This is a genomic window from Chryseobacterium formosum (assembly GCF_026460885.1).
GTDB lineage: Bacteria > Bacteroidota > Bacteroidia > Flavobacteriales > Weeksellaceae > Chryseobacterium > Chryseobacterium formosus.
This window is the reverse complement of the sequence record NZ_JAOVZW010000019.1, coordinates 106,783-128,731: the sequence shown is the minus strand read 5'-3', so window position 1 is coordinate 128,731 and position 21,949 is coordinate 106,783. Positions and strand designations below refer to the sequence as shown.

The following is a 21,949-nucleotide window of genomic DNA, read 5'->3' as shown; positions in this document are numbered from 1 at the left end:
CTATTTTTTAGACGAATTTTTCATTTTTGAAAAAGAAGTTTCATCAATCCATCGATCTTTGCTGTTGATATCGATGAGATATAAAATGTCATCAAGCCTTGTCAGCAAAAGCGTTTTGGTTACAGGAATAGGAACTTTTTTATTTTCAAGCATATCGGCTCTTAGAGAAATAATGTTTTTTCTGCTTCTAACAATATCTCCTGAAAATACGTTTGAAGTACTTTCTCCTGTCGCTTTATCGTCGAATACTTCAACATAAGTTGCTTTTTTACCTTTTATAACGATAAAATTTCTTTCAGTGTGATCCTGAAAATCTTTTATGACAACAAATTTTTTATCATCAATATTTACATTACTCAAATTTTGATTGATCCCTTTTCTTTCTTCCAATTTGGTAAGAATAGCATTCAATGTTCCGTATTGTGCATTGGCAAAAAAAACGGTTCCGATAAGTAATAATCCGCTGAAAAATTTGGTCATAATCCTGTGTTTATAAAAAGTTTTGTCAGGATTTTTTGTCCTGACAAAAACTGTGTTGTTTAATGTTAGATAATTAAAATGAATTGATTTTAAAACATTAAGATATTTTAGTTTTTAAGTATTTTTAAGATTTAGATAAATCTAAAATTAAGCACTTTGCTCAATCAATATCTTTAGAAATTTCCTTAAAAAATCTTAACTAATTAATTCCACTTAATGGTTTAAAGATTCAAATTTTATCTCGTAATTTATTTAATATTAAAGATTCCCTCTTTTTTCCTGTTCTCTTTCTAGAGCTTCAAATAAAGCTTTGAAATTACCAGCTCCGAAACTCTGAGCTCCATGTCTTTCAATGATTTCGAAGAATAGAGTAGGACGGTCTTCAACTGGTTTCGTGAAGATCTGAAGTAAATAACCTTCTTCGTCATGGTCAATTAAAATTCCTAAACTCTGAAGTTTTTTAAGATCTTCATCAATGTGACCCACTCTTTCAGGAACCAATTCATAATAAGCTTCTGGTGGAGCAGAAAGGAATTCTACACCTCTTTTTTTCAACTCAGTAACAGTGTGAATAATGTCTTTTGTAGCAACCGCAATGTGCTGAACACCCTCACCTTCATAGAAATCAAGATATTCTTCTACCTGAGATTTCTTTTTACCTTCTGCTGGTTCGTTGATCGGGAATTTTGCGAAACCGTTTCCGTTTGACATTACTTTAGACATCAAAGCAGAATATTCTGTGTTAATTTGTTTGTCGTCAAAAGAAAGAATGTTTACAAATCCCATTACTTTTTCGTACCACTCAACAGTTGGAATCATTCTGTCCCAGTCTACATTTCCTACGCAGTGGTCAACATACAAAAGTCCTGCTTCTTCAGGCTTGTAATCACTTTCCCATTTTTGGTAACCAGGCATGAAAGCTCCTGTATAATTTTTTCTTTCGATGAACATGTGAACCGTTTCGCCGTAAGTATAAATTCCGGACATTCTTACTTCACCGTGCTCATCTGTCAAAGTTGTAGGCTCTAAATATGGTTTCCCACCTCTTTTTGTAGTTTCTTCAAATGCTGAATACGCATCATCTACCCAAAGTGCCAAAATTTTAACACCATCACCGTGTTTTTTTACATGCTCACTAACTGGAGAATCAGATTTTAAACCTGTAGTAAGGATTAATCTGATTTTTCCCTGCTGAAGAACGTATGATGCACGATCTCTTACACCCGTTTCAGGACCGGCATATGCAACCGACTGAAAACCGAATGCAGTCTTGTAATAATGAGCTGCCTGCTTTGCATTCCCCACATAAAACTCGATATAATCTGTACCGTTGATTGGCAAAAAATTCTCTGCCTGAGCAATTTTTTCGGCAAATGTTAATGTTGACATATTTTCTGTTTTTTACTTTTATTGATGTTGCAAATTACAAAATTCTGCGATAATGTTAAAATTGAAACAAACAACTGTTAGTTAAAGTTTTAATAAAAAAATCAAATGAAATATTGTGCTTGTATTAAAAATTCTTTTGCGTTTTAGTAATATACTTCCCTTTAAAATAATATTCAATATCAAAATATCTCTTTGTTATATTTAAAATTAAATAAATTCCAATATCATATCCACATACCTGTTCCGGAAGAGTAATTCCATCATTTGACCAAATGTCATCGTAGCTTTCTTTAGTGAGAGCACGAAGTCTTTTTCGATCTTTTATTTTTTCTTCTTCTGGTCGACCTGATTTTTTCATTTCAATTGCAATTAAGTTATCATTCGAAATTATTCCACCTCTACTATGGATTATTAAATCACATTGAATTGGTATAATTTCAGTTTCGTTATCTAATATTGTTTTTACCTCTCCTCCTTGTTTGCGATTGTACTCGGCATCTGCATAATAGCCTTCAAGTCCATATTTTTGAAAATTAAACTCAAAATTTAATCCAAGTCTTGCACACAGATTTCTTTCTGCTACTCCATTTAATATATTATCTAAATTTGATTCTAAAAAATGATTGAACGAATCATGAAATAGATTTAATAAATTTTTGTCCATTTTAGGTGTTTTTATTAATTCGCTAAAACTAATGCTTAAATCTCTCATAAGCTGCTCTCTCCAACATTTCTCTGTCATCAGGATGTGCAATACTGATGAGTTCCTGAGCTCTCTGGCGAAGATTTTTTCCATATAAATACACACTTCCGTATTCTGTAACAACCCAATGAATATGACCTCTTGTTGTTACAACTCCGGCTCCCTGTTTCAGGAATGGAACAATTCTGGAAACTCCTCTTTTCGTTCTTGATGTGATGGCGATAATTGGTTTTCCGTCCTCGCTTAAAGCTGCTCCTCTCATAAAATCCATTTGTCCGCCAATTCCGCTGTATTGCATTGTTCCGATGGAATCTGCGCAAACTTGTCCGGTTAAATCTATTTCAATCGCAGAATTAATCGCAACCATTTTATTGTTTCTCATAATATTAATTGGGAAATTCACTGTGCTCACATCGTCAAAAGAGAAAACGGTGTTATCATCTACATAATCGTATAATTTTCTTGTTCCGAAACAGAAACTTGTAATTGTTTTATTATCATTGTAACCTTTGTATTTATTGTTAATGACGTCGTTTTGAATCAAATCAATCACTCCGTCACTCAACATTTCGGTATGAATTCCCAAATCTTTATGATTCCCCAAACATTTTAAAACTGCATCAGGAATAGTTCCGATTCCCATTTGAAGTGTGGATCTATCTTCAATTAATTCGGCAACGTTTTTTCCGACCAACATTTCGTCCGGACCTACTTTTGCACCATAATCAACAGTTGGAAGTTCTTCTTCATGCCAAACCAATTTATGAATTTTGCTGATGTGGATCATTCCGTCACCGTGTGTTCTTGGCATTAAAGGATTAACGATGGCAACAATAGTCTGAGCAGTATCAACAGCGGCTCTCGCAACATCTACAGAAGTTCCCAATGTACAGAAACCGTGTTTATCAGGCGGCGAAACTGTGATAAAGGCAACATCAAGCGGTAAAATGTTTTTCCTGAAAAGAATAGGGATTTCACTTAAAAAAACGGGCACGAAATCTCCACGGTCAGAATTCACTGCATCTCGCACAGGTGTTGAAACAAATAATGAGTTCACGAAAAACTTGTCTTTATATTCTGGTTTTGCAACTTCCACATTTCCTTGTTGTGTGATGGAAACAATTTCTACTTTGTCTAGTCGGTGAGATTGTTTCGCCAATTCGTCAATTAAATGATTTGGGGTACATGCACTTCCATGAAAAAACACACGATTTCCACTTTTTACGGTATATACAGCTTCTTCTGCACTTATATAATTGTACATTTTCTAAAATTTTAAAGGATAGATTTTACGATTTCTTTCTTCCTTTAAAGATAGTTTATCTAATTTTTACAGGCTATTAATAAGAGAAAATATTTATCATGTTTTGGTGAAAATTGAATGAAAAAGGACTGAATTTTAAATTCAGTCCTCAATATATTTTATAATAGATTTAAAGCTAAAAGCCAAAAGCTAATTACATATAGCTGCATTATTCCTGCGAACGGTCTTCTAAACTATGATCTTCACTTTCCAGCCAAGAAGTTTTGTAAGAAGGATCTTCTACTTTTAAAGCTTCTTCAGTAATTTTTAAAGGTCTGAACGGGTCAACCATCACTGCATATTCTTCAGTGAATTTTTTTCCGATACTGCGTTCCATTGCTCCGGGATGAGGTCCGTGAACGATTCCTCCTGGATGAAGCGTGAAATCCATTAAATCGATATGGTTTCGGCTCATAAAATCACCTTCAGTGTAGAATAAAACCTCATCAGAGTCAATATTTGAGTGATTGTAAGGCGCTGGAATTGCCAACGGATGATAATCATACATTCTTGCACAGAACGAACAAACCACAAAATTGTGCGCTTCAAAAGTCTGGTGAATTGGTGGTGGTTGGTGAATTCTTCCCGTAATCGGCTCGAAGTTTTTAATATTAAATTTATAAGGATAAAAATATCCGTCCCAACCTACAACATCGAACGGATGTGTTGCATAGATGAAATCAGTAATCTGATTTTCTTTTTTTACTTTAATTAAGAATTCTCCCTTTTCGTCTTTTGGTCCCACAAAAGTTGGTGTAATAATATCTCTTTCGCAGAATGGAGAATGCTCTAATAATTGTCCAAATTCGTTTCTGTAACGCTTTGGAGTGTAAATAGGAGAGTGACTTTCAACCACAAAGAAAACAGTATCGTCAGAATGTAATTCAACCTGATAAATCGTTCCTCTTGGAATAATTAAATAATCACCAACAGAAAATTCCAGATTTCCAACAAAGGTTTTTAGAATTCCGCTTCCGCTGTGAGCGTATAAAAGTTCGTCGCACTCGGCATTTTTGTAGAAATAATCCATCGATTTTCTAGGCTTCGATAATCCCATTTTCAGGTCGTTGTTCACCATCAAAAACTTTCGGCTGTCCATAAAATCGTCTTCAGGAGTTACATTCATTCCCTTAAACATTCTTGGAGTCACGTTTTTATCAATCGCAATTTTTGGGGTCACATCTTTCGCTTCGCCAATTGACTTGATTTGAGTCGGACGATGAATATGATATAACAACGAAGAAATTCCATGAAAACCTTCGGTTCCGAAAAGTTGTTCGTAATAGAATTTATCTTCCAGAGACTTGAAAATCGTATGCCTTTTCTGTGGGATATTTCCCGACTGATGATATCTCATTTTACTTTTATATGTTGACTCTCAAATTTAATATTTTTTAATGAATTGTGTTGAAAGATTTTTCACTGTGTTTTTTTTGATATGAATCTCCAAGGTTAATAAAATTAGTTTTGGTATTCTAAAAATAAATGTTAGTTTTGTCTAACAATTTTAATTTCATGCAACGAATATTATTTTCTGCTCTTTTTTTATCCTCATTTTGTTTCGCTCAGGAAACATATAGTTTAACTGTAAGTCCTTCTAAAAAAACAGATTCAATAAAAGCTCCTGTTAAAAAAGAAATTAAGACGAGAGATATTGATGATGTTGTGATTACAGGAACTTTGAAACCTGTCAGCAAATCAAAAAGTCCGGTTGCAGTGGAAATTTACAGTCAAAAATTTTTCCAGAAAAATCCCACTCCGAATATTTTTGAAGCGATTGCGATGGTAAATGGTGTAAAACCTCAGCTTAATTGCTCCGTTTGTAATACGGGAGACATTCACATCAACGGATTGGAAGGACCTTATACAATGATTTTGATTGATGGGATGCCGATTGTAAGTTCACTTTCAACAGTCTACGGGTTAAGCGGAATTCCAAATAGTTTGGTGGACAGAATTGAGGTTGTAAAAGGCCCGGCTTCGTCATTGTATGGCTCTGAAGCGATGGGCGGAGTGATTAATATTATTACAAAAAATGCTTTGACAGCTCCGAAATTAAGTGTCGATGTAATGACAACAAGCTGGGCAGAAAATAATGTTGATTTTTCAACGAAATTTAACATAAATAAAAATATTGCTTCATTATTAAGCCTAAATTATTTTAATTCTACCAAAAGATTTGACGAAAATAATGACAATTTTACGGATGCAGCGTTACAAAACAGAATTTCGATTTTTAATAAATGGAATTTCCAGCGAAAAGAAAATCGATTGGCAAGTTTTGCGTTGAGGTATTTATATGAAGACCGTTTTGGTGGAGAAATGCAGTGGAATAAATCCTATCGTGGAAGTGATGAAATTTACGGAGAAAGTATTTATACCAATCGAGTCGAAGCTTTTGGAATCTATCAATGGCCAATGAAAGAAAATATTGTGACTCAGTTTTCGTTTAATTTTCATGATCAAAATTCTTTTTACGGAAGTAACCCTTTTCTGGCGACGCAAAAAGTAGCTTTTACGCAAACCTATTGGGATAAGAAATTGGGAAATCATGATTTGATTTTAGGAGCTACTTTTAAGAAAACCTATTATGATGATAATACGCCCGGAACATTGTCTAATGACGGATTGCTAAACGAACCGATGAAATCCCCGATTTTCGGACTATTTATTCAGGATCAGTGGGAAATTAACGAAAAAAATACATTGTTAATCGGTTACAGATTCGATTATGATAAAATTCATCATGCGGTACATTCACCGCGTTTTGCTTGGAAGTTTTCGCCCAATCCTTATCATACGTTGAGATTCAATTTTGGAACGGGCTTTCGTGTGGTGAATTTGTTTACAGAAGATCATGCAGCTTTGACAGGCTCACGTGATGTTGTTATTAAATCAAATTTAAAACCTGAAAAATCGATCAACGGAAATTTAAATTATATTTGGAAAATTCCTGTTGGGGACAAATTGCTTAATCTTGATGCTTCTGCATTTTATACCTATTTCAGCAATAAAATTGTTGGTGATTTTGATACAGATCCTCAGAAAATTATTTACGATAACCTTCAAGGTTATGGGATTTCGAGAGGAGCTTCTTTGAATTTGGATTATACTTTTAATTTTCCATTAAGTATCAATTTGGGTGTAACATATCTTGATGTGTACCAAAGATTTGATGATGACAGACAAAAATCACAACAGCTTCATGCTCCAAAATGGAGTGGAACGTACAATTTAACCTATAAATTTCCGAGTAATTTGACGATTGATTTTACAGGACAGTTTTACGGACCGATGCGATTGCCTGTTTTACCGAATGATTATCGACCCGGATATTCGCCATTTTATAATTTAGCCAATATTCAGGTTTCGAAAAGTTTCAAATCAGGATTTGAAGTGTATTGCGGAATTAAAAATCTGTTCAATTTCACACCGAAAGATCCATTGATGCGACCGTTTGATCCTTTTGATAAAAATGTTGATGACCCGATTAATAATCCCAATTATTATACTTTTGATACAACTTACGGATACGCTCCTATGCAAAAAATACGAGGTTTTCTGGGTGTTAAATATATTTTAAAATAATGATATATGAAATTTTACCACAAAAGAAGTAAAAGAAATGATTGAAAAAATAGATATTCAAAAGCTTACAAAATGCAAAATTTTAAACATTATGCTTTTATCAACTTTTAAATATCTTAGAAAGGTTTGAAAATCTTTTTTCTCTTTTGCGGTAAAAATAAAATCATAAAATTTATGAAATGAGAATCTTAACGATATTTTTATTTTTAATGTTTGTGCCGTGTTTTTGTCTTTCGCAGATGAAAACAGGCACTTTTTCGGATTTGGAAATTCAGCAAAATGATAATCCGAAGCCGATTATTATTCATATTTATACGAGTTGGTGCTCAGTTTGTAAAATTGAGTCTTTTAACTTAAATAAAGATAAAGATTTGGTTAAAACAATGAATGAAAATTTTTACTTTATCAATTTTGAAGCAGAAAAAACAAAAGAGAAAATCAATTTTCAAGGGCAAGAATTTAATTATTTACCAAACGGAAATTCAGGAATTCATGAGCTTGCTTTGGCTTTATCTAAAAAAAAAAGTCAACCGATTTATCCTTTGTGGATTATTTTAGATAAAGATCAGAATCTTATTTATTATCACGAAGGTCTATTTAAACTTGAAAAATTAAAGGAAAAGTTGACAGAAATTTTTGAATTGTAATTTTATATTATTGACAGCTTTAATTTCCAAACTTATATTGAGTTTTCTCATAGATTCGGGAGATTTTACGGCTGTTTTTTATTACTTAATAATCTGCAAAATCAACCTAATCTGTGAGAGAAAATTATTTTAACAAAACGGCAACAATCCCCAAAATCGCAGGTAAAGCCTGTACAAAAAAGATTTTTTTCGTGGCTGAAACTGCACCATAAATTCCTGCAATCGCTACACAACTCAAGAAAAACAAAGCAATATTCGTTTGCCATTTCGGGTCTTCAATAAAAAAAGACCAAATTAATCCTGCAGCCAAAAAACCATTATACAATCCTTGATTGGCAGCTAAACCTTTTGTAGGTTTAAACATTTCTGCGGGTAAAGCAGCTTTGAAAACTTCTTTTCCTTTGGTTTCCCATGCAAACATTTCCATCCAGAGAATATATAAATGCTCTAAAGCCACAACTGCAATAAGAATTTTAGCAACAATTTCCATGATTCGATTTTTATCATTGTAAAACTAAAAAAATAAAGTTAAGTTTGAGTATTCAATTTCAAAAATGGAAACTTTCAAGGCACATTTAGATAAATTTATTACTATTAATGACGAAGAATTTGCTTCTGTTCTTTCTTTTTTCAAAGTTGTGGAAGTTAAGAAGAAACATATCTTAATGAATGACGGCGAAATTTGTCACTCAATGTATTTTGTAGTTAAAGGTTGTCTGAGAAAGTTTTTTGTCAATGAAAAAGGAGTCGAACGAACCACCGAATTTGCCATCGAAAACTGGTGGATGACTGATACTTTTGCTTACGAACGACAAATTAAATCCAACTTTTGCATTCAATCGGTTGAGAAATCTGTTATTCTTGAAATTAATCTTCAGACTCAGGAAGAATTGTTGAAAAAACATCCCGTGATGGAACGTTATTTCAGAATGATCTACCAAAGAGCGTATGCTGCTTCAGAAAGACGCATCCGTTATTTGTACGAACTTAGTAGAGAGGAATTGTATGTGCATTTCAGCACGTTATATCCTTGGTTTATTCAGAGGATTCCACAATATTTAATTGCCTCTTTTTTAGGTTTTACTCCGGAATATCTGAGTGAAATCAGAGCAAAATTACGTTCTTAAACCAGTTTAAGATTTTTGCGGTTCCTATGTCGCAACTTTGTCATGTAATTAAAGCAAACATCATGACGCCAAAAATAGTTCATTATCCACAATTATTTTTAAGACTCGCTATCTCGGTAGCAATGCTTTCCGCCGTAGCAGATCGATTCGGATTTTGGGGAAAAAATTCTGCTTGGGAGAACTTTGAGAATTATACAAAGCAACTCACGTTTTTTCTTCCTGAAAGTTTAAGCGTTTTTTCAGCGTACTCTGCTACTTTTTTAGAAATTTTGTTTCCATTCATGCTGATTTTAGGTTTCAAAACTAAAATTGCCTCTTATGGAATCGGATTTTTATTACTGATTTTCGCTTTATCGATGACCGTTTCATTAGGTGTAAAAGCTCCTCTGGATTATTCAGTCTGGATAGGAAGTGCAGCTGCATTTTTATTGGCAGGTCAGGAGAAATATTCATTCAGTATTGATGAACTTTTAGCGAAGAATAATTAATTTTTTTGGGCAGCAAAGAACTTCTTTCGTAAACTTCGATAAAGCGTTCGCTTCATCTCGTTTATGCTTTCCACTCCCAATCTTTTTTCGATGGCTTCGGTAAGCTCAGCCATCAAAAAAAGGATTTCCGTTCAAGTCGGGCTGCAACATGATTTCACAGAATAACAAATTTAGTAATATAACAAAAACAGACAGTAATGAGTACACGTATTAAAATCTTAAATGCCAATTCAGAATCTTACAAAGCAATGATGAATCTGGAAATGACTTTACAAAACACTTCTTTAAGCAACATTCAAAAAGAATTAATCAAAACGAGAGCATCACAAATCAATCAATGTGCATTTTGTTTGGATATGCACACAAAAGATGCTTTAAAATATGGTGAAACAGCGCAAAGACTTTTCCTTTTAAATGCTTGGAGAGAAACAGATTTATTCACGGAAGAAGAAAAAGTAATTTTGGCAATGACCGAAGAAATCACTTTAATCAGCCAGAAGGGATTAACTGATGAAACGTACGAAAAGGCAACTCAGTTTTTTGACGAAGAGCAAATAAGAACTATCATTATGGCGGTAATTACGATCAATATGTGGAATAGAATTGCAATTTCTACACATTTACAAGTGCCAAAATAATAGAATAATTGGTTTGAAAAAAATAGCTTCTCAGATTCTGAGAAGCTATTTTTTATTTTAAATAATCTGAGTTAAATAAATCTGAGGTTTTTCCTGAAGTTTTTCATCAACCAAAGCTCCGAAAGCTTGAATGTAAGATTGTTGATTGTGGTCTGCTAAACCTTCTTCACTTTTCCAGATTTCGTAGAAAACGAATTGATTTTTATCTTCAATTCCCTGATGAAGCGTGTACAATTCGTTGGCTTCTTCTTTTCGGGTTTCAGTTACCATATTTTGAAGAACTTCCAAAACTTCGTTTCTGTATTCTTCTTTTGACTTGATAATGGCAGTTAAATAAATTTTCATCAGACTAATTGTGGTTTTAATTCATTTTCAAAAACGGTTTTAACGTGTTCTCTATACAATTTCATATCACGTTCAATATTTGCATTTTTTTCAACGTCATGAAAGTGAAAACTTTCCATTTTTTCTAAAGAAACAAAGGCGTTCATTCTGTGAAAACCAAATAACGCTCCTTCATCAACACTTGTTTCATTGAAAAATTCTCCCGGAAGTGTAAAAGCCGTTTCTGGAGCATTCCAGCTTGTGGTAACCATGTATTTTCTTCCACCCAACATTCCGCCGGTTCCGTAGTTGATTTTCGGATTTTCTGAACTTCTGCCGTCACTCATATAAATTCCTTTTGCATGACCTGCTGTGAAAACTTCATCAATATATTTTTTGAAACCATTTGGCAATTGAAACCACCAGATTGGCGTGTGATAAATGATGAAATCTGCCCAAACGAATTTTTCTACTTCTGCATTTTTATCAAAACCTTCATCTACGGTTGTCACTTTTACTTCTACATTTTCAAAGTTTTTTAAAACTTCAAGTGTATTTTCTGCAATAGTCTGATTATATTTTCCTCCGGAATGTCCAAAGTTTTGTGCACCGTTGATAACTAATACTTTTTTCATTGTTGTATGATTGTTTAAATTTATGATGCAAAGTTATGTTGGAGTTTTGTATAATTAAAATAATATAATTTATACCTTTGTATTATAATTCTGATGAATCAAGAAGTGAATAGTGAATTGTTAATTTACTTCGCTTGTGAATTTATGAGAATTGAAAATTGACTGCAAAGCAAATTTACAATTGATACAAAAATTATGGTAAATCTTGAATGGTACAGAACTTTTAAAGCAATATATAAAACTGGAACTTTAACAGGAGCGGCAGATTCTCTGTTCATTTCACAGCCAGGAGTTAGTCTGCATTTAGGTTCTTTGGAAGCTTATGTTGGGTATAAATTATTCGACAGAACCGGGCGAAAAATGATTCCGACAGAAAGGGGGAAGGTTTTATTTAATGCGATTTTAGAACCATTAACTAAATTGGAAGAAGTTGAAAAAAACTTCCAGAAATCTACCGAAAAAACCACTCCGACAATTAGTGTAGGAATGTGTTTTGAAACCTTTCAGACCACTTTAGAACAGTATGTTTCAACGTTAGACTTTAATCTGATTATTAATTTTGGTGAATATCCTGAAATGCTAGATCAATTAGATAAAGGAATTTTAGATTTAATCATTACACCCAAAAAAGGAACTTCTCCTAATATTTTACACGAAGCGTTTTCATCTGAACAAATTATTTTGGTAGGTGGAAAAAATGTTGATACAGATAATTTTAAAGAAGTTTTAAAAACTAAAGACTTTCAAAAAATAGAAGAATGGCTAAAACAAGATAAATGGTATGGAACAACTGGAGATATGGAACATCTTTTCCAATTTTGGCTTCAGAATTTCGGGCATAAACCTAATTTTCGACCGAATTATATTGTTCCGAATCTCAACTCTATTATTCGTTGCTTGAAAGGCGGAAACGGTTTGGCGGTAGTTCCTGGTTTTTTATGTAAGGATGAGTTGGAAAGCGGTGAGGTAAAATTGATTTGGGAAGGTGAAAAAAAATTAGAAAATACTTTGTATTTCGGATGCAGAAAAAAAACGATGTATCAAGCAGAAATTGATCATATTAAAAGTCTTTTTAGACAAGTGATGGATGGAATATAATGTAAAAGTGGGGTGTTGGTCACAATGTAAATAAATATATTGTTTTTAGTTCTTGTAAATTAATTATTAATCCTCTGTCACAACAGTATCTCGTTCCCCGTCTTCTTGTTTTCCTTCCTCAATCATTTCCTCGGCTTCCTGTTTTTCTTCAGAATCGGCTGTTTCAATACGCTCTTCCTGTTCATCATTTTTATGATCGATAAAAAACTCACAATAAACCGGAAGGTGGTCTGAGCCAAAGTTTTCAAGCGTTTTTAATTCCTCAATAAAAACATCTTCACTGTGAAACATCAAATCAATCGGAAATCTGAATAACCTATATTTTGCATGAAAAGTTGATACAAATGCACGACCAATTCTAGGATCAATCAATTCGCTTGTTTTTCTGAATAAAATGGAAGATTTAGACCATGCGACGTTATTGAAATCTCCAACAACAATCACGGGTTTTTTAATTTCAATAACTCTTTTTCCCGTACTTAACAAGTCGCCGTCTCGCTCTTTCGAAGTTTCTTCTTCTGTCGGACTTGGAGGTGGCGGATGAACTCCGAAAAATACAAACTCAAAACCGTCTTCTGTCTTTAAATGTGCTTCAATAGAAGGAATGTCATCGGCTACAAAATAATGAGTTTTTGAGTCTTCGATTTTTATTTTTGAATAAAAATGCATTCCGTACGTGTTTTCAAGAGTCACTTTATGATGATACGGATAGTCTTTTTCTAAAACCTGCAATGCTTTTTCCCAATGACTGTCGCTTTCCATCGTTAAAAACATTTCTGGCTTGTTTCGTTTGATTAAATCAATAAAACGGTCAAACTCTTTATTAAACTGATAAATATTTGCCGAAATAAAATGAATTTTTTTTGAAGAATGAGAATTTCTCTCATGTTTTTTTACCGGATAAAGCGGAGTGTATTTAATCAAAATAATTCCGTGATAAACAAATAGTGCCAGTAAAAAACCTTGAAAATACCAAAAGTAATCAATAGAATCTTTGATAAAAAATCCGAAAACAAATGTGAATAAACTGATGTATGTTACCTGAATTTTACCAAAATCTGGAACTCTGAAAATCCAGTGTTGACTTGGGATTTTTGGTAAAGCAGCGAAAATGAATAATAAAGAAATTAAAATATAGTAAATGATCGGCATATACGTTCAATAAAGAGATAAAATTAAGATATTTTGTCTTTATCTACATGAAAATATTTTTTAAATTAAATTATTAATATAAATTCAAGCTTGAAATTCATTAATTTTAAACTTCAATACCCCGACAAATGAAAAAAGTGTTTTTAGTTCTCGTTTTATTTCTACATTGTCTATGTTTTGGTCAGAATTTAGAAGAAAATCTAGTAAAAGAAACCATTAATAATCTCTTTACAGGAATGAAAAATGCGGATGCTAAAATGTTAAGCTCTGCATTTTCAGAAAATGCAATTCTACAAACTGTTTCAAAAGATGGAACGATTAAAACGGATGATCTGAAAATTTTTTTCACTTCTGTATCAAACTCTTCTAAAAATGATTTAGACGAAAGAATAAATTTTGTTTCCATTCAAATTGATGGAAATCTTGCCAGTGTTTTTACACCGTATGAATTTTATTTTAAAGGAAAATTTTCACATTGTGGTGCGAATAGTTTTCAGTTGGTAAAACAAAATAATATCTGGAAAATTCAATATTTAATCGATACAAGAAGAAAGGAAAACTGTAAAAAATAAGTTAAATGAAATCGCCATGATTTGCAGACTGAAACATCAATGAAAATGACGCGATTGCATATGACCTATAAAAACAATAAAATCTACATGAAAATTCATCACATCGCAATTATTTGCTCAGATTACGAAGTTTCAAAAAAATTCTATACCGAAGTTTTAGAATTAAATATTATCCGTGAAGTCTATCGTGAAGAACGGCAGTCTTACAAACTTGATTTAGCAATCGGAGAGCATTATGTAATTGAACTATTTTCATTTCCAAATCCTCCAGAACGACCTTCAAGACCTGAATCTTGTGGTTTGAGACATTTGGCTTTCTCCGTAGAGAACGTTAATGAAAAAAGAGATGAATTAATTGAAAAAGGTTTAAGCTGTGAAGAAATTCGTATCGATGAATTTACCGGAAAAGAGTTTTTCTTTACGCAAGATCCTGATCAATTGCCATTGGAGTTTTATGAATCTTAAATCATTTATCAATCATCGATTATCAATTATAATCAATGCGCATAACCCGTAAAGAAACTCACCGCCATAATTGCTAAAACAATCGAAGAAATAATCACATAAACGTAATCTTTCTCTTTCAAATAACCGATCAAGGCAAAGATGATTCTCATCAAAGGTGTGAAAATCAACATCAGAATTCCGAGTTGGATGATTGCCATTCCTTCTCCTTTGCAAAGGGTTTCCCAAAAATGACTCCAAACTTTTTCGGAAGAAGTTCCCATGTCGAGAAGTCTGTATTTTTTTGGCATTTCAAAACCTTCCAAGAAAAGTTTTACAAAACCAATCAATGAAGTGATAACCGATAAAATAACGCCTAAGCGAAGAAGATTTCCTACCGAACGGTTCAGATCAACATCTGTGAAATTTTTTCTCATTTGAAGTTGCTGCTAATACCGTTATACATCATATAAATTGAAAGAATCGTAATCACAATTGCGAAAAATGTCTTCAGTTTCTTGGTTTTTGAAACCATTAAAGTTTTAGATCCTATAAAACTTCCCACAACAACACCTACTAAAACAGGTGCTACAATTACAGGAATAATTTCACCTCTTTGGAAATAAATCAATGAACTTGCTACTGCAGTTACACCAATCATGAAATTACTGGTCGTTGTAGAAACTTTAAAAGGCAATCTCATCATATTATCCATTGCCAAAACTTTCAAAGCACCTGAACCGATTCCCAAAAGTCCGGACATTGCACCTGCAAACATCATCATGAAAAATCCTGGGACTGTATTTCTCGCAGCGTAGCTTTTCACAACACCTTTATCGGGGAAAGTTCCGTATAATTTGAGTTTATCTTCGAGACTTCCTTTAATTAAAGATTCCTGATGATCGGGTTTTCCTTTTAGGTTTAAAATAACAGTAAGCAAAAGGATGCTTGCGAAAATAATTCCAATCGTATTCGGATTTAGCATTCCTGAAACCAAAGCTCCTGCAATCGCACCGGAAGTTGTGGCAATTTCTAAAAACATTCCGATTCTCATGTTGGTAAAACCTTCTTTCACAAAAGCTACGGCTGCTCCGGAAGAAGTTCCGATTACCGAAATTAGTGACGCACCAATTGCATAATGCATAGGAACGCCGAAACCAAGCGTTAATAAAGGGATAATGATAACTCCTCCTCCCAAACCGGTAAGTGAACCTAGAAGTCCGGCCGAGATAGCGCCAAGAAAAAGAATAATAATCTCCGACATGCTACAAATATAAAACTATTGCGGTTTTCGGGCAAACATTAACTCAAGATTATTTTTTGCCGTATTTTTGCACCATGGAAACTTCTTTAAAACTGTTTTACATCATTCTCGGAGCGACTCCGAAAGGTAGAAATATTGAGCAGCATGATGTCTTTTTCGGAATTGCAGAAAATCTAAAAGATCTTGTTCCCGTATTAAAAGATTTCTGGCCGGAAGCAAAAGGGAAAATTCATATTGATGCGTATCAGGAAGTGAAATTTGCAGATGGATATGAAATTTCTGTTGAACTAAAACAATCTTCCGATAACGAAGAAAAGTTATTTTTTGTAAATCTTGGCGGTTACAAAGCAGAGCATTTTAAAGAATTTCACGAACAGCATTTGATGGTTGGAAAAACTTTGGGTGAAGTTGTTAAAAAATCAAAAGCTACAGAGTTTTACCAGACGATGGGTTTTAAAGGAGCCGGAAGTCATATTGATGAAAAATATGGTGTTGATATCGACGATATCTTCAGTGTTACTGAGATTCTACCAGAATCAATGAAAGGAAAATATTCACTAAAAATCAAAAAATCAGAGCAGGAAAATCAGGAAAACTATACTTTCCTTGGCTATCTTATGATTGATAAGATTAAATAAATTTTAAAAATAAATCTACTAATAGAATGAAAATAGGAATTTTAGGAGGCGGTCAGTTGGGACGAATGCTGATTCAGGAAGCCTTGAAATACGATGATGAATTTTACACTCTAGATCCGGCTTCAGATGCGCCTTGTCACAATATTTCACATTTTACACAAGGAAGTTTTAATGATTTTGAAACCGTCTTAAATTTTGGTCAGGGCAAAGATGTTGTGACGATTGAAATTGAGCATGTAAACGCAGATGCTTTGGCTGAACTTGAAAATCAGGGCATCAAAGTAGTTCCGAATTCTCAGATTATTAAAATTATCCAACAAAAAATTCTTCAGAAGAAATTTTATGAAGAAAATAATATTCCAAGTCCTGAATTTGAAATTATGGACGGAAGCTCAGATGAAATAAAAATGCCACTTCCTTTCGTGCAAAAAATGAATACTGGAGGTTATGATGGAAAAGGAGTTCAGGTAATTCGTACCAACGAAGATATGAAAAACCTTTGGATTCAGGATTCAGTTCTTGAAAAATTGGTTGATATTGATAAAGAACTTTCGGTAATTGTTGCTAAAAACGAAAACGGAGAAACACAAACTTTCCCTGTAACGGAAATGGTTGCAGACCCGAAATTAAATTTACTTGATTTTAATATTTGTCCGGTTCATTTGACTGAGGATATTGAAAATCAAATTTATGCAATTACAGATAAGTTTCTTGCGGCAGTCAATTCTCCGGGATTGTTTGCGATTGAACTGTTCTTAGATAAAGAAGGCAAAGTTTGGGTAAATGAAACAGCTCCAAGATTGCATAATTCTGGACATCAAAGTCAGGAAGGAAACGCTAATTCTCAGTTTGAACAAATGTATCGTGTGGTGAAAAATTTACCTTTAGCGGATACAGATGCGATTATTTACAGCGGAATGCTGAATTTGGTAGGTGCAGAAGGTTTCTCAGGAAAGGTAATTTATGAAGGAATGGAAGAGGTTTTGAAATTACCAGAAACCTACATTCATCTTTATGGAAAAACAGAAACCAAACCCGGAAGAAAAATGGGACACATCAATGTTTTGGCAGATTCTAGAGAAGAATTGATGGAGAAGTTGATTCAGGTAAAAGCAATGGTGAGAGTGATTGCTTAATGCTTTTAAAATATATTGAGAAAGACTGCTTTTGAGCAGTCTTTTTTATTATCAGCAAAAAATATTTGAATTTTACAATCGCTCTTTATTTCCGTCAGATAATTTTATTGGTAAAAATACTTTTGGATAATATTTATTTTTATCATCATTCAAATGTCTTAGTAAGTTTATAAAATTTACTCTTTGTTGATAATCATAATTATTATAATCAAAGGTTAAAACCATACAATTGTTTTTTTTATTCGATGAAGAATTTTGATTTATCAAACTTGTAACAGAAATGTTATTTTCTTTTTCGAAATTTTTCACATTATTTACTAAGCCGTTTTTATTAGAACATTCTTCAATATAAATTGGTTTAAAATCTTTTGAATAAGATTTTGCAAAATTGTAAGTATTTGGTTTCTCTAAATATTCTTCTATAATTGTTATACTGTCAACCGTATTTTTAACTCGATCAATTTGATACATCTTATTTTGTCTAACTGGAGTAGAATGATATCCGGTTTTTCTATCAGAGTCTCTTATACTTTTTAGATAATTCCAATCTGGTGTTATAAGGATAATTTTATTCTGTTTTTCTAAAAATGATTCTTTTTTGAAAAAGGTTTTTGCAGGAAGATAGCTACAGTTGTTAAAGATTATCAAAGTTCCTTTTGTTGTCTTGATCGGGAATCTAAGCATGTAATCTTTCTCATTTGATATTACATCATCATTTTCAATTATGATTACATTATGAAATGTTTTATCATGAATAGTTTGCGATGTTGCAATTCCAAAATAACATAGGAAAATGAACAATAAAGTATTTTTCATATTTGAATCTTAAAGTCTATTTGATCTGTAATTTAAGGAGCTATTTTAGGCAAATCAATTGTCCATTTTTTTTCTTTTGAATTCCATAATAAATAAGGACCACCTAAACCGTCGTCAAATACCAATTCATAATTTCCGGTTTCATCTTTTGTGTAAACTGGTTTTTCGGGATGATCTTTTTGTAATCCCAGTTGTTCCAAAGTCTGCCAATCATTAACCTCAGGAAGTTTGTAGCTCTTTTTACGGTAGTTTTCGATGTTTTCAACGATTTCATTTCCTGTTTTAATATCAGATTTTCTGGTAATTTCGATGGGAAGGTTCCAGTAAATGGTAAATGATACAATTATTAAAACGATTACTGATATGGAGATTATGAGTGTTTTTTTCATAGTTTATAAAATGTTATTCGTCGTAATTTATTTATTTTAAGCCTTTTCCTCAACCTTTTTCCTTTTAAAAAGTTCTGGTTTATAATTAATAATAAAAACTCCTGCAATAATCAACACCGCTGCAACGATAAATTTAGCCGAAATTTTTTCATCTAAAATCAACCAACTCAAGAAAATTGAAATAATCGTATTGATATAAGCTAAAATAGAGACTTGAACCGGTGAAATTTTTGTCAGGGCATAATGAAATGCAAAAAATGCTGCAACCGAACCGAATACAGCCAAATAAATCATTGCTGAAATACTTTTTATACTCCAGTTTTCAAAATTATAGTTTTCGGAAAATGAAAAAGCAAAACAAAGCTGAATAACACCCGCAAAAATAAACTGATAAAAAAGATTAAGGGTAATGTTTTTACTTTGAATGTTGAGTTTTTTTGTAAAAATAGTTCCTGCAGCCCAACCTAAAATAGCAATCAGAAGGAAAATGACTCCCAAACGATAATCGGGATTGGCGAGATCTTCAATACCATCCCAAAAAATAAAAAGAACTCCGCTGAAACATAAAATAAGTCCAAATAAAGCCTTCAAACTAAACTTCTGTAATCCAATAGCTACACTTCCGAGAAAAACAACAATGGGTGAACAAGCACTTATTAATGATGCTAAACTACTTGTTACTTCTTCTTCTGCGACGGTTGTCATTCCGTTTGCGACGATAAGCATTAATGATGAAAAAATAAGTTGGTAGCCAAGATTTTTCCAACCAATCCATTTAAACTCATTTTTGTAGAGTAATATAATCAACATAATTATTGCAGCTAAAAACTGGCGGATTCCCGCAACAAACCAACCAGGAATTGTTTCTACGGCAACCCGAATTGCTAAAAATGTTGTTCCCCAAACAATGGCAACGGTAAAAATGGCTAAAGTAAGTTTGTAATTTTTCAAAGTATAGAGAAATGGAATTGTAAAGATAAGATTTTCTTGATGTGAATGGTCAATTTTGCTTCGTAAGTCAATCGTAAATTCTATGGTATTAAATTAAATTTAAAAATTAACTGCGAAGCAAATTGACGATTCACAATTCACTTTTAAAATTATTATCTTTGAAATCTAATAAATTGAAAGAAATGGTAGGAATTATCATGGGAAGTCAGAGCGACTTACCGATTATGGAATTGGCAGCAAACTTTTTGAAATCTTTGGATATTCCGTATGAATTGACGGTGGTTTCTGCTCACAGAACGCCTGAAAGAATGTTTGATTACGCAAAAACAGCTAAAGAAAGAGGTTTAAAAGTAATTGTTGCAGGAGCGGGTGGAGCAGCACATCTTCCTGGAATGGTTGCAAGTTGTACAACTTTACCAGTAATCGGAGTTCCTATTTTATCTAGTAATTCTATTGATGGATGGGATTCTGTTTTATCAATTTTACAAATGCCGGGCGGAATTCCCGTGGCGACTGTTGCTCTAAACGGTGCTTTGAATGCGGGAATTTTAGCTGCAAAAATTTTAGGAAGCGGAAACGAAGAAATTGCAGAGAAACTTCAGGTTTATCAGGATACTTTAAAAGATAAGGTTTTAGGAACTGTGGATGATATTAAAGCGAAACATCCGAACCAATATGATAGTTGAAAAAAGTAAGTGGTGAATTGTGAATTTTATTTCATTAAATAATCGATTTATCATCTTTTACATATAACGAAGCCTCACAATTGGTGAGGCTTTTGTTTTTATTTCTTGATGAATTTGAAATTTTCTATCCAATCTTTAGCTTTTACTTGTAAAATATAATTGCCTCTGCTTAGGTTTTTAATGTTGATTTCTTTGTTTTTTAAACTTCCCTGTAAAACAATTTTTCCACTGAAGTCGAGAATGATATAATCTGCAGATTGCTCAAGATTTTTTAAATAAATAAAATCTGTCGCAGGATTGGGGTAGATTGAAATTTTACTTTTAAGAATGGTTTCGGAAGTCGATAAAACAGATTCGCAGGTCGGATCATAAATATCACCACTAAATGTCCATCCTTTAATAGTAATGAGTTTATATCTTGCTGTAACAGCTAGAGGATGGGAATAAGTAGCCGTAGCCACATTTCCCAAGGTGAAATTTGACGGTGAATTTGGGTTGTTAGCCCAGCCAAAAAGTGTTTTATCCCAATTGTTGCAATTTAAGTTTGTTCCGCTCAGCATTTGTAGCCCATTGATTACTGAAGATAGATCCCAATCGCCCAAGTTTTGGTTAAAAATATTTGCTGAACCAAAAAGAAAATCTAAATTGGTAACTTTTGAAGTTTTCCAATTTGACAAATCCTGGTTGAATGCACTGCAAAAATGAAAAGCGTGATCCATCCGTATGATATTTGAGGTATTCCAATTGTTGAGTGGTTGATTAAATTGATTGCATCCGTGGAACATCCATTTAATATCTGTTACATTAGAAATATCCCAGTTTCCTATTGGTTGGTTAAAAGGTGTATGACCAAACATATATGCCATATTGGTAATTGTAGACGTATTCCATGATGAAAAACTGGTATTGCCGACTAATCCTGTCAAAAAAAAACATGGCTTCTGTTGTGTTTACGTTAGATAGATCTGGTAAATCTGTTGCAGAAACATTTAAATATGAACATTGATAAAAAGCATATTCCATAGTATTCCATTTGATATTTCCCCATTGAGATATATCGATTATTTTTTTGTATCACCACTATTTTCGCTGACAAATGGGGGAGTGTCAAAAGGAAATATTATAATGGTATGAGGGAATTTTACTGTGCTAAAGTTGCTACTTCCATTACTTATTTTTACTTTATAAGTAGCATTTGATGCAACAGGATTTTGCGGAGTTCCAAAATCAATTAAAAAATTTGCGGTTGAGGTAATATTCGATAATGTGCCATTGTGTAAAGGGTATCCTACTTCTTCCCAAAACACACTAAAATTATTACCAATTCCCGGAAACCAAATCTGTGTAGAGGTAGAAGGTACTCCTCCCAATATATTCTGAGCAGAATCGTTGCTGGGTTTCCATGTTGTGATAAATTCATTCTGTGCTTTTCCGTATTGAAAGAGTAGCATGAATACCAATATTAATAAAATTTTCTGCAT

27 protein-coding genes are annotated in these 21,949 nt (G+C 33.0%); 11 read left to right on the top strand and 16 right to left on the bottom strand.

Going from position 1 to position 21,949, the window contains the following annotated elements; translation table 11 throughout:
• The 5 genes from OF897_RS16060 to OF897_RS16040 form a co-directional block, all read right to left on the bottom strand.
• Complete coding sequence (locus OF897_RS16060) at positions 1-480, bottom strand: hypothetical protein (RefSeq protein WP_267266688.1); 480 nt, start codon at positions 478-480, stop codon at positions 1-3.
• 258 nt (positions 481-738) lie between these two features.
• Positions 739-1,869 (bottom strand): 4-hydroxyphenylpyruvate dioxygenase, encoded by a 1,131-nt coding sequence (hppD, locus tag OF897_RS16055; protein WP_267266687.1) that lies wholly within the window; start codon positions 1,867-1,869, stop codon positions 739-741.
• A 124-nt stretch (positions 1,870-1,993) separates the two neighbouring features.
• Positions 1,994-2,533, bottom strand: coding sequence for a hypothetical protein (locus tag OF897_RS16050; RefSeq protein WP_267266686.1), 540 nt, complete (start codon positions 2,531-2,533; stop codon positions 1,994-1,996).
• A 28-nt stretch (positions 2,534-2,561) separates the two neighbouring features.
• Positions 2,562-3,836, bottom strand: a complete 1,275-nt coding sequence (locus tag OF897_RS16045; RefSeq protein ID WP_267266685.1) for an acetyl-CoA hydrolase/transferase family protein — start codon at positions 3,834-3,836, stop codon at positions 2,562-2,564.
• 208 nt (positions 3,837-4,044) lie between these two features.
• Complete coding sequence (locus OF897_RS16040; protein WP_267266684.1) at positions 4,045-5,232, bottom strand: homogentisate 1,2-dioxygenase; 1,188 nt, start codon at positions 5,230-5,232, stop codon at positions 4,045-4,047.
• 158 nt (positions 5,233-5,390) lie between these two features.
• Here OF897_RS16040 and OF897_RS16035 point away from each other — a divergent pair, with 158 nt between their 5' ends.
• Positions 5,391-7,463 (top strand): TonB-dependent receptor plug domain-containing protein, encoded by a 2,073-nt coding sequence (locus OF897_RS16035; protein ID WP_267266683.1) that lies wholly within the window; start codon positions 5,391-5,393, stop codon positions 7,461-7,463.
• A gap of 179 nt (positions 7,464-7,642) precedes the next feature.
• The gene (locus OF897_RS16030) at positions 7,643-8,110 is read left to right on the top strand and encodes a thioredoxin domain-containing protein (protein ID WP_267266682.1); all 468 of its coding nucleotides are present in this window, start codon (positions 7,643-7,645) and stop codon (positions 8,108-8,110) included.
• Between the two features lie 124 nt (positions 8,111-8,234).
• Here OF897_RS16030 and OF897_RS16025 read toward each other — a convergent pair whose 3' ends face one another.
• Positions 8,235-8,600, bottom strand: a complete 366-nt coding sequence (locus OF897_RS16025; protein ID WP_267266681.1) for a DUF1304 domain-containing protein — start codon at positions 8,598-8,600, stop codon at positions 8,235-8,237.
• A 64-nt stretch (positions 8,601-8,664) separates the two neighbouring features.
• Here OF897_RS16025 and OF897_RS16020 point away from each other — a divergent pair, with 64 nt between their 5' ends.
• From OF897_RS16020 to OF897_RS16010, 3 genes are all read left to right on the top strand, one after another.
• Positions 8,665-9,237, top strand: coding sequence for a Crp/Fnr family transcriptional regulator (locus OF897_RS16020; protein ID WP_267266680.1), 573 nt, complete (start codon positions 8,665-8,667; stop codon positions 9,235-9,237).
• A gap of 62 nt (positions 9,238-9,299) precedes the next feature.
• A complete protein-coding gene (locus OF897_RS16015) occupies positions 9,300-9,725 on the top strand; it encodes a DoxX family membrane protein (protein ID WP_267266679.1) in 426 nt (141 codons plus the stop codon).
• Between the two features lie 197 nt (positions 9,726-9,922).
• Positions 9,923-10,363, top strand: coding sequence for a carboxymuconolactone decarboxylase family protein (locus OF897_RS16010; protein ID WP_267266678.1), 441 nt, complete (start codon positions 9,923-9,925; stop codon positions 10,361-10,363).
• 57 nt (positions 10,364-10,420) lie between these two features.
• Here the strand turns inward: OF897_RS16010 and OF897_RS16005 are convergent, their stop codons facing one another.
• Together OF897_RS16005 and OF897_RS16000 are read right to left on the bottom strand one after the other, a co-directional pair.
• Complete coding sequence (locus OF897_RS16005) at positions 10,421-10,708, bottom strand: putative quinol monooxygenase (protein WP_267266677.1); 288 nt, start codon at positions 10,706-10,708, stop codon at positions 10,421-10,423.
• On the bottom strand, positions 10,708-11,322 hold the full coding sequence (locus OF897_RS16000) for an NAD(P)H-dependent oxidoreductase (RefSeq protein WP_267266676.1): 615 nt from the start codon (positions 11,320-11,322) through the stop codon (positions 10,708-10,710). Before OF897_RS16000 ends, OF897_RS16005 begins: the two co-directional genes overlap by 1 nt.
• Positions 11,323-11,517: 195 nt before the next feature.
• Here OF897_RS16000 and OF897_RS15995 point away from each other — a divergent pair, with 195 nt between their 5' ends.
• Complete coding sequence (locus tag OF897_RS15995; RefSeq protein ID WP_267266675.1) at positions 11,518-12,420, top strand: LysR family transcriptional regulator; 903 nt, start codon at positions 11,518-11,520, stop codon at positions 12,418-12,420.
• A gap of 66 nt (positions 12,421-12,486) precedes the next feature.
• Here OF897_RS15995 and OF897_RS15990 read toward each other — a convergent pair whose 3' ends face one another.
• A complete protein-coding gene (locus tag OF897_RS15990; RefSeq protein ID WP_267266674.1) occupies positions 12,487-13,572 on the bottom strand; it encodes an endonuclease/exonuclease/phosphatase family protein in 1,086 nt (361 codons plus the stop codon).
• 128 nt (positions 13,573-13,700) lie between these two features.
• Between OF897_RS15990 and OF897_RS15985 the strand changes: the two genes are divergently transcribed.
• Together OF897_RS15985 and gloA2 are read left to right on the top strand one after the other, a co-directional pair.
• Positions 13,701-14,144, top strand: a complete 444-nt coding sequence (locus OF897_RS15985) for a nuclear transport factor 2 family protein (protein ID WP_267266673.1) — start codon at positions 13,701-13,703, stop codon at positions 14,142-14,144.
• 87 nt (positions 14,145-14,231) lie between these two features.
• The gene (gloA2, locus tag OF897_RS15980) at positions 14,232-14,609 is read left to right on the top strand and encodes an SMU1112c/YaeR family gloxylase I-like metalloprotein (RefSeq protein ID WP_267266718.1); all 378 of its coding nucleotides are present in this window, start codon (positions 14,232-14,234) and stop codon (positions 14,607-14,609) included.
• A gap of 32 nt (positions 14,610-14,641) precedes the next feature.
• On the opposite strand, the gene OF897_RS15975 is transcribed toward gloA2, so the two are convergent.
• The gene (locus OF897_RS15975; RefSeq protein WP_267266672.1) at positions 14,642-15,025 is read right to left on the bottom strand and encodes a DUF1634 domain-containing protein; all 384 of its coding nucleotides are present in this window, start codon (positions 15,023-15,025) and stop codon (positions 14,642-14,644) included.
• Positions 15,022-15,852: a sulfite exporter TauE/SafE family protein gene (locus OF897_RS15970; RefSeq protein WP_267266671.1), complete on the bottom strand. Its 831-nt coding sequence runs from the start codon at positions 15,850-15,852 to the stop codon at positions 15,022-15,024. Before OF897_RS15970 ends, OF897_RS15975 begins: the two co-directional genes overlap by 4 nt.
• 74 nt (positions 15,853-15,926) lie before the next feature.
• On the opposite strand from OF897_RS15970, the gene OF897_RS15965 reads away from it, so the two are divergent.
• Together OF897_RS15965 and OF897_RS15960 are read left to right on the top strand one after the other, a co-directional pair.
• Positions 15,927-16,490, top strand: coding sequence for a DUF1543 domain-containing protein (locus OF897_RS15965; protein ID WP_267266670.1), 564 nt, complete (start codon positions 15,927-15,929; stop codon positions 16,488-16,490).
• 26 nt (positions 16,491-16,516) lie between these two features.
• The gene (locus OF897_RS15960; RefSeq protein ID WP_267266669.1) at positions 16,517-17,626 is read left to right on the top strand and encodes a 5-(carboxyamino)imidazole ribonucleotide synthase; all 1,110 of its coding nucleotides are present in this window, start codon (positions 16,517-16,519) and stop codon (positions 17,624-17,626) included.
• Between the two features lie 72 nt (positions 17,627-17,698).
• On the opposite strand, the gene OF897_RS15955 is transcribed toward OF897_RS15960, so the two are convergent.
• Genes OF897_RS15955 through OF897_RS15945 form a run of 3 tightly spaced genes read right to left on the bottom strand, consistent with a single transcriptional unit; the run spans position 17,699 to position 19,782 of the window.
• The gene (locus OF897_RS15955; RefSeq protein ID WP_267266668.1) at positions 17,699-18,442 is read right to left on the bottom strand and encodes a hypothetical protein; all 744 of its coding nucleotides are present in this window, start codon (positions 18,440-18,442) and stop codon (positions 17,699-17,701) included.
• Between the two features lie 32 nt (positions 18,443-18,474).
• A complete protein-coding gene (locus OF897_RS15950) occupies positions 18,475-18,831 on the bottom strand; it encodes a hypothetical protein (RefSeq protein ID WP_267266667.1) in 357 nt (118 codons plus the stop codon).
• A 36-nt stretch (positions 18,832-18,867) separates the two neighbouring features.
• A complete protein-coding gene (locus tag OF897_RS15945) occupies positions 18,868-19,782 on the bottom strand; it encodes a DMT family transporter (protein WP_267266666.1) in 915 nt (304 codons plus the stop codon).
• 182 nt (positions 19,783-19,964) lie between these two features.
• On the opposite strand from OF897_RS15945, the gene purE reads away from it, so the two are divergent.
• Entirely contained in the window at positions 19,965-20,468 is a 504-nt protein-coding gene (gene purE / locus OF897_RS15940) for a 5-(carboxyamino)imidazole ribonucleotide mutase (protein WP_267266717.1), read from the top strand.
• Between the two features lie 98 nt (positions 20,469-20,566).
• Here the strand turns inward: purE and OF897_RS15935 are convergent, their stop codons facing one another.
• Positions 20,567-21,394 carry a BspA family leucine-rich repeat surface protein gene (locus tag OF897_RS15935; RefSeq protein ID WP_267266665.1) on the bottom strand — a complete coding sequence of 276 codons (828 nt, stop codon included), beginning with the start codon at positions 21,392-21,394 and terminating at the stop codon, positions 20,567-20,569.
• A 135-nt stretch (positions 21,395-21,529) separates the two neighbouring features.
• Positions 21,530-21,949 (bottom strand): hypothetical protein, encoded by a 420-nt coding sequence (locus OF897_RS15930; RefSeq protein WP_267266664.1) that lies wholly within the window; start codon positions 21,947-21,949, stop codon positions 21,530-21,532.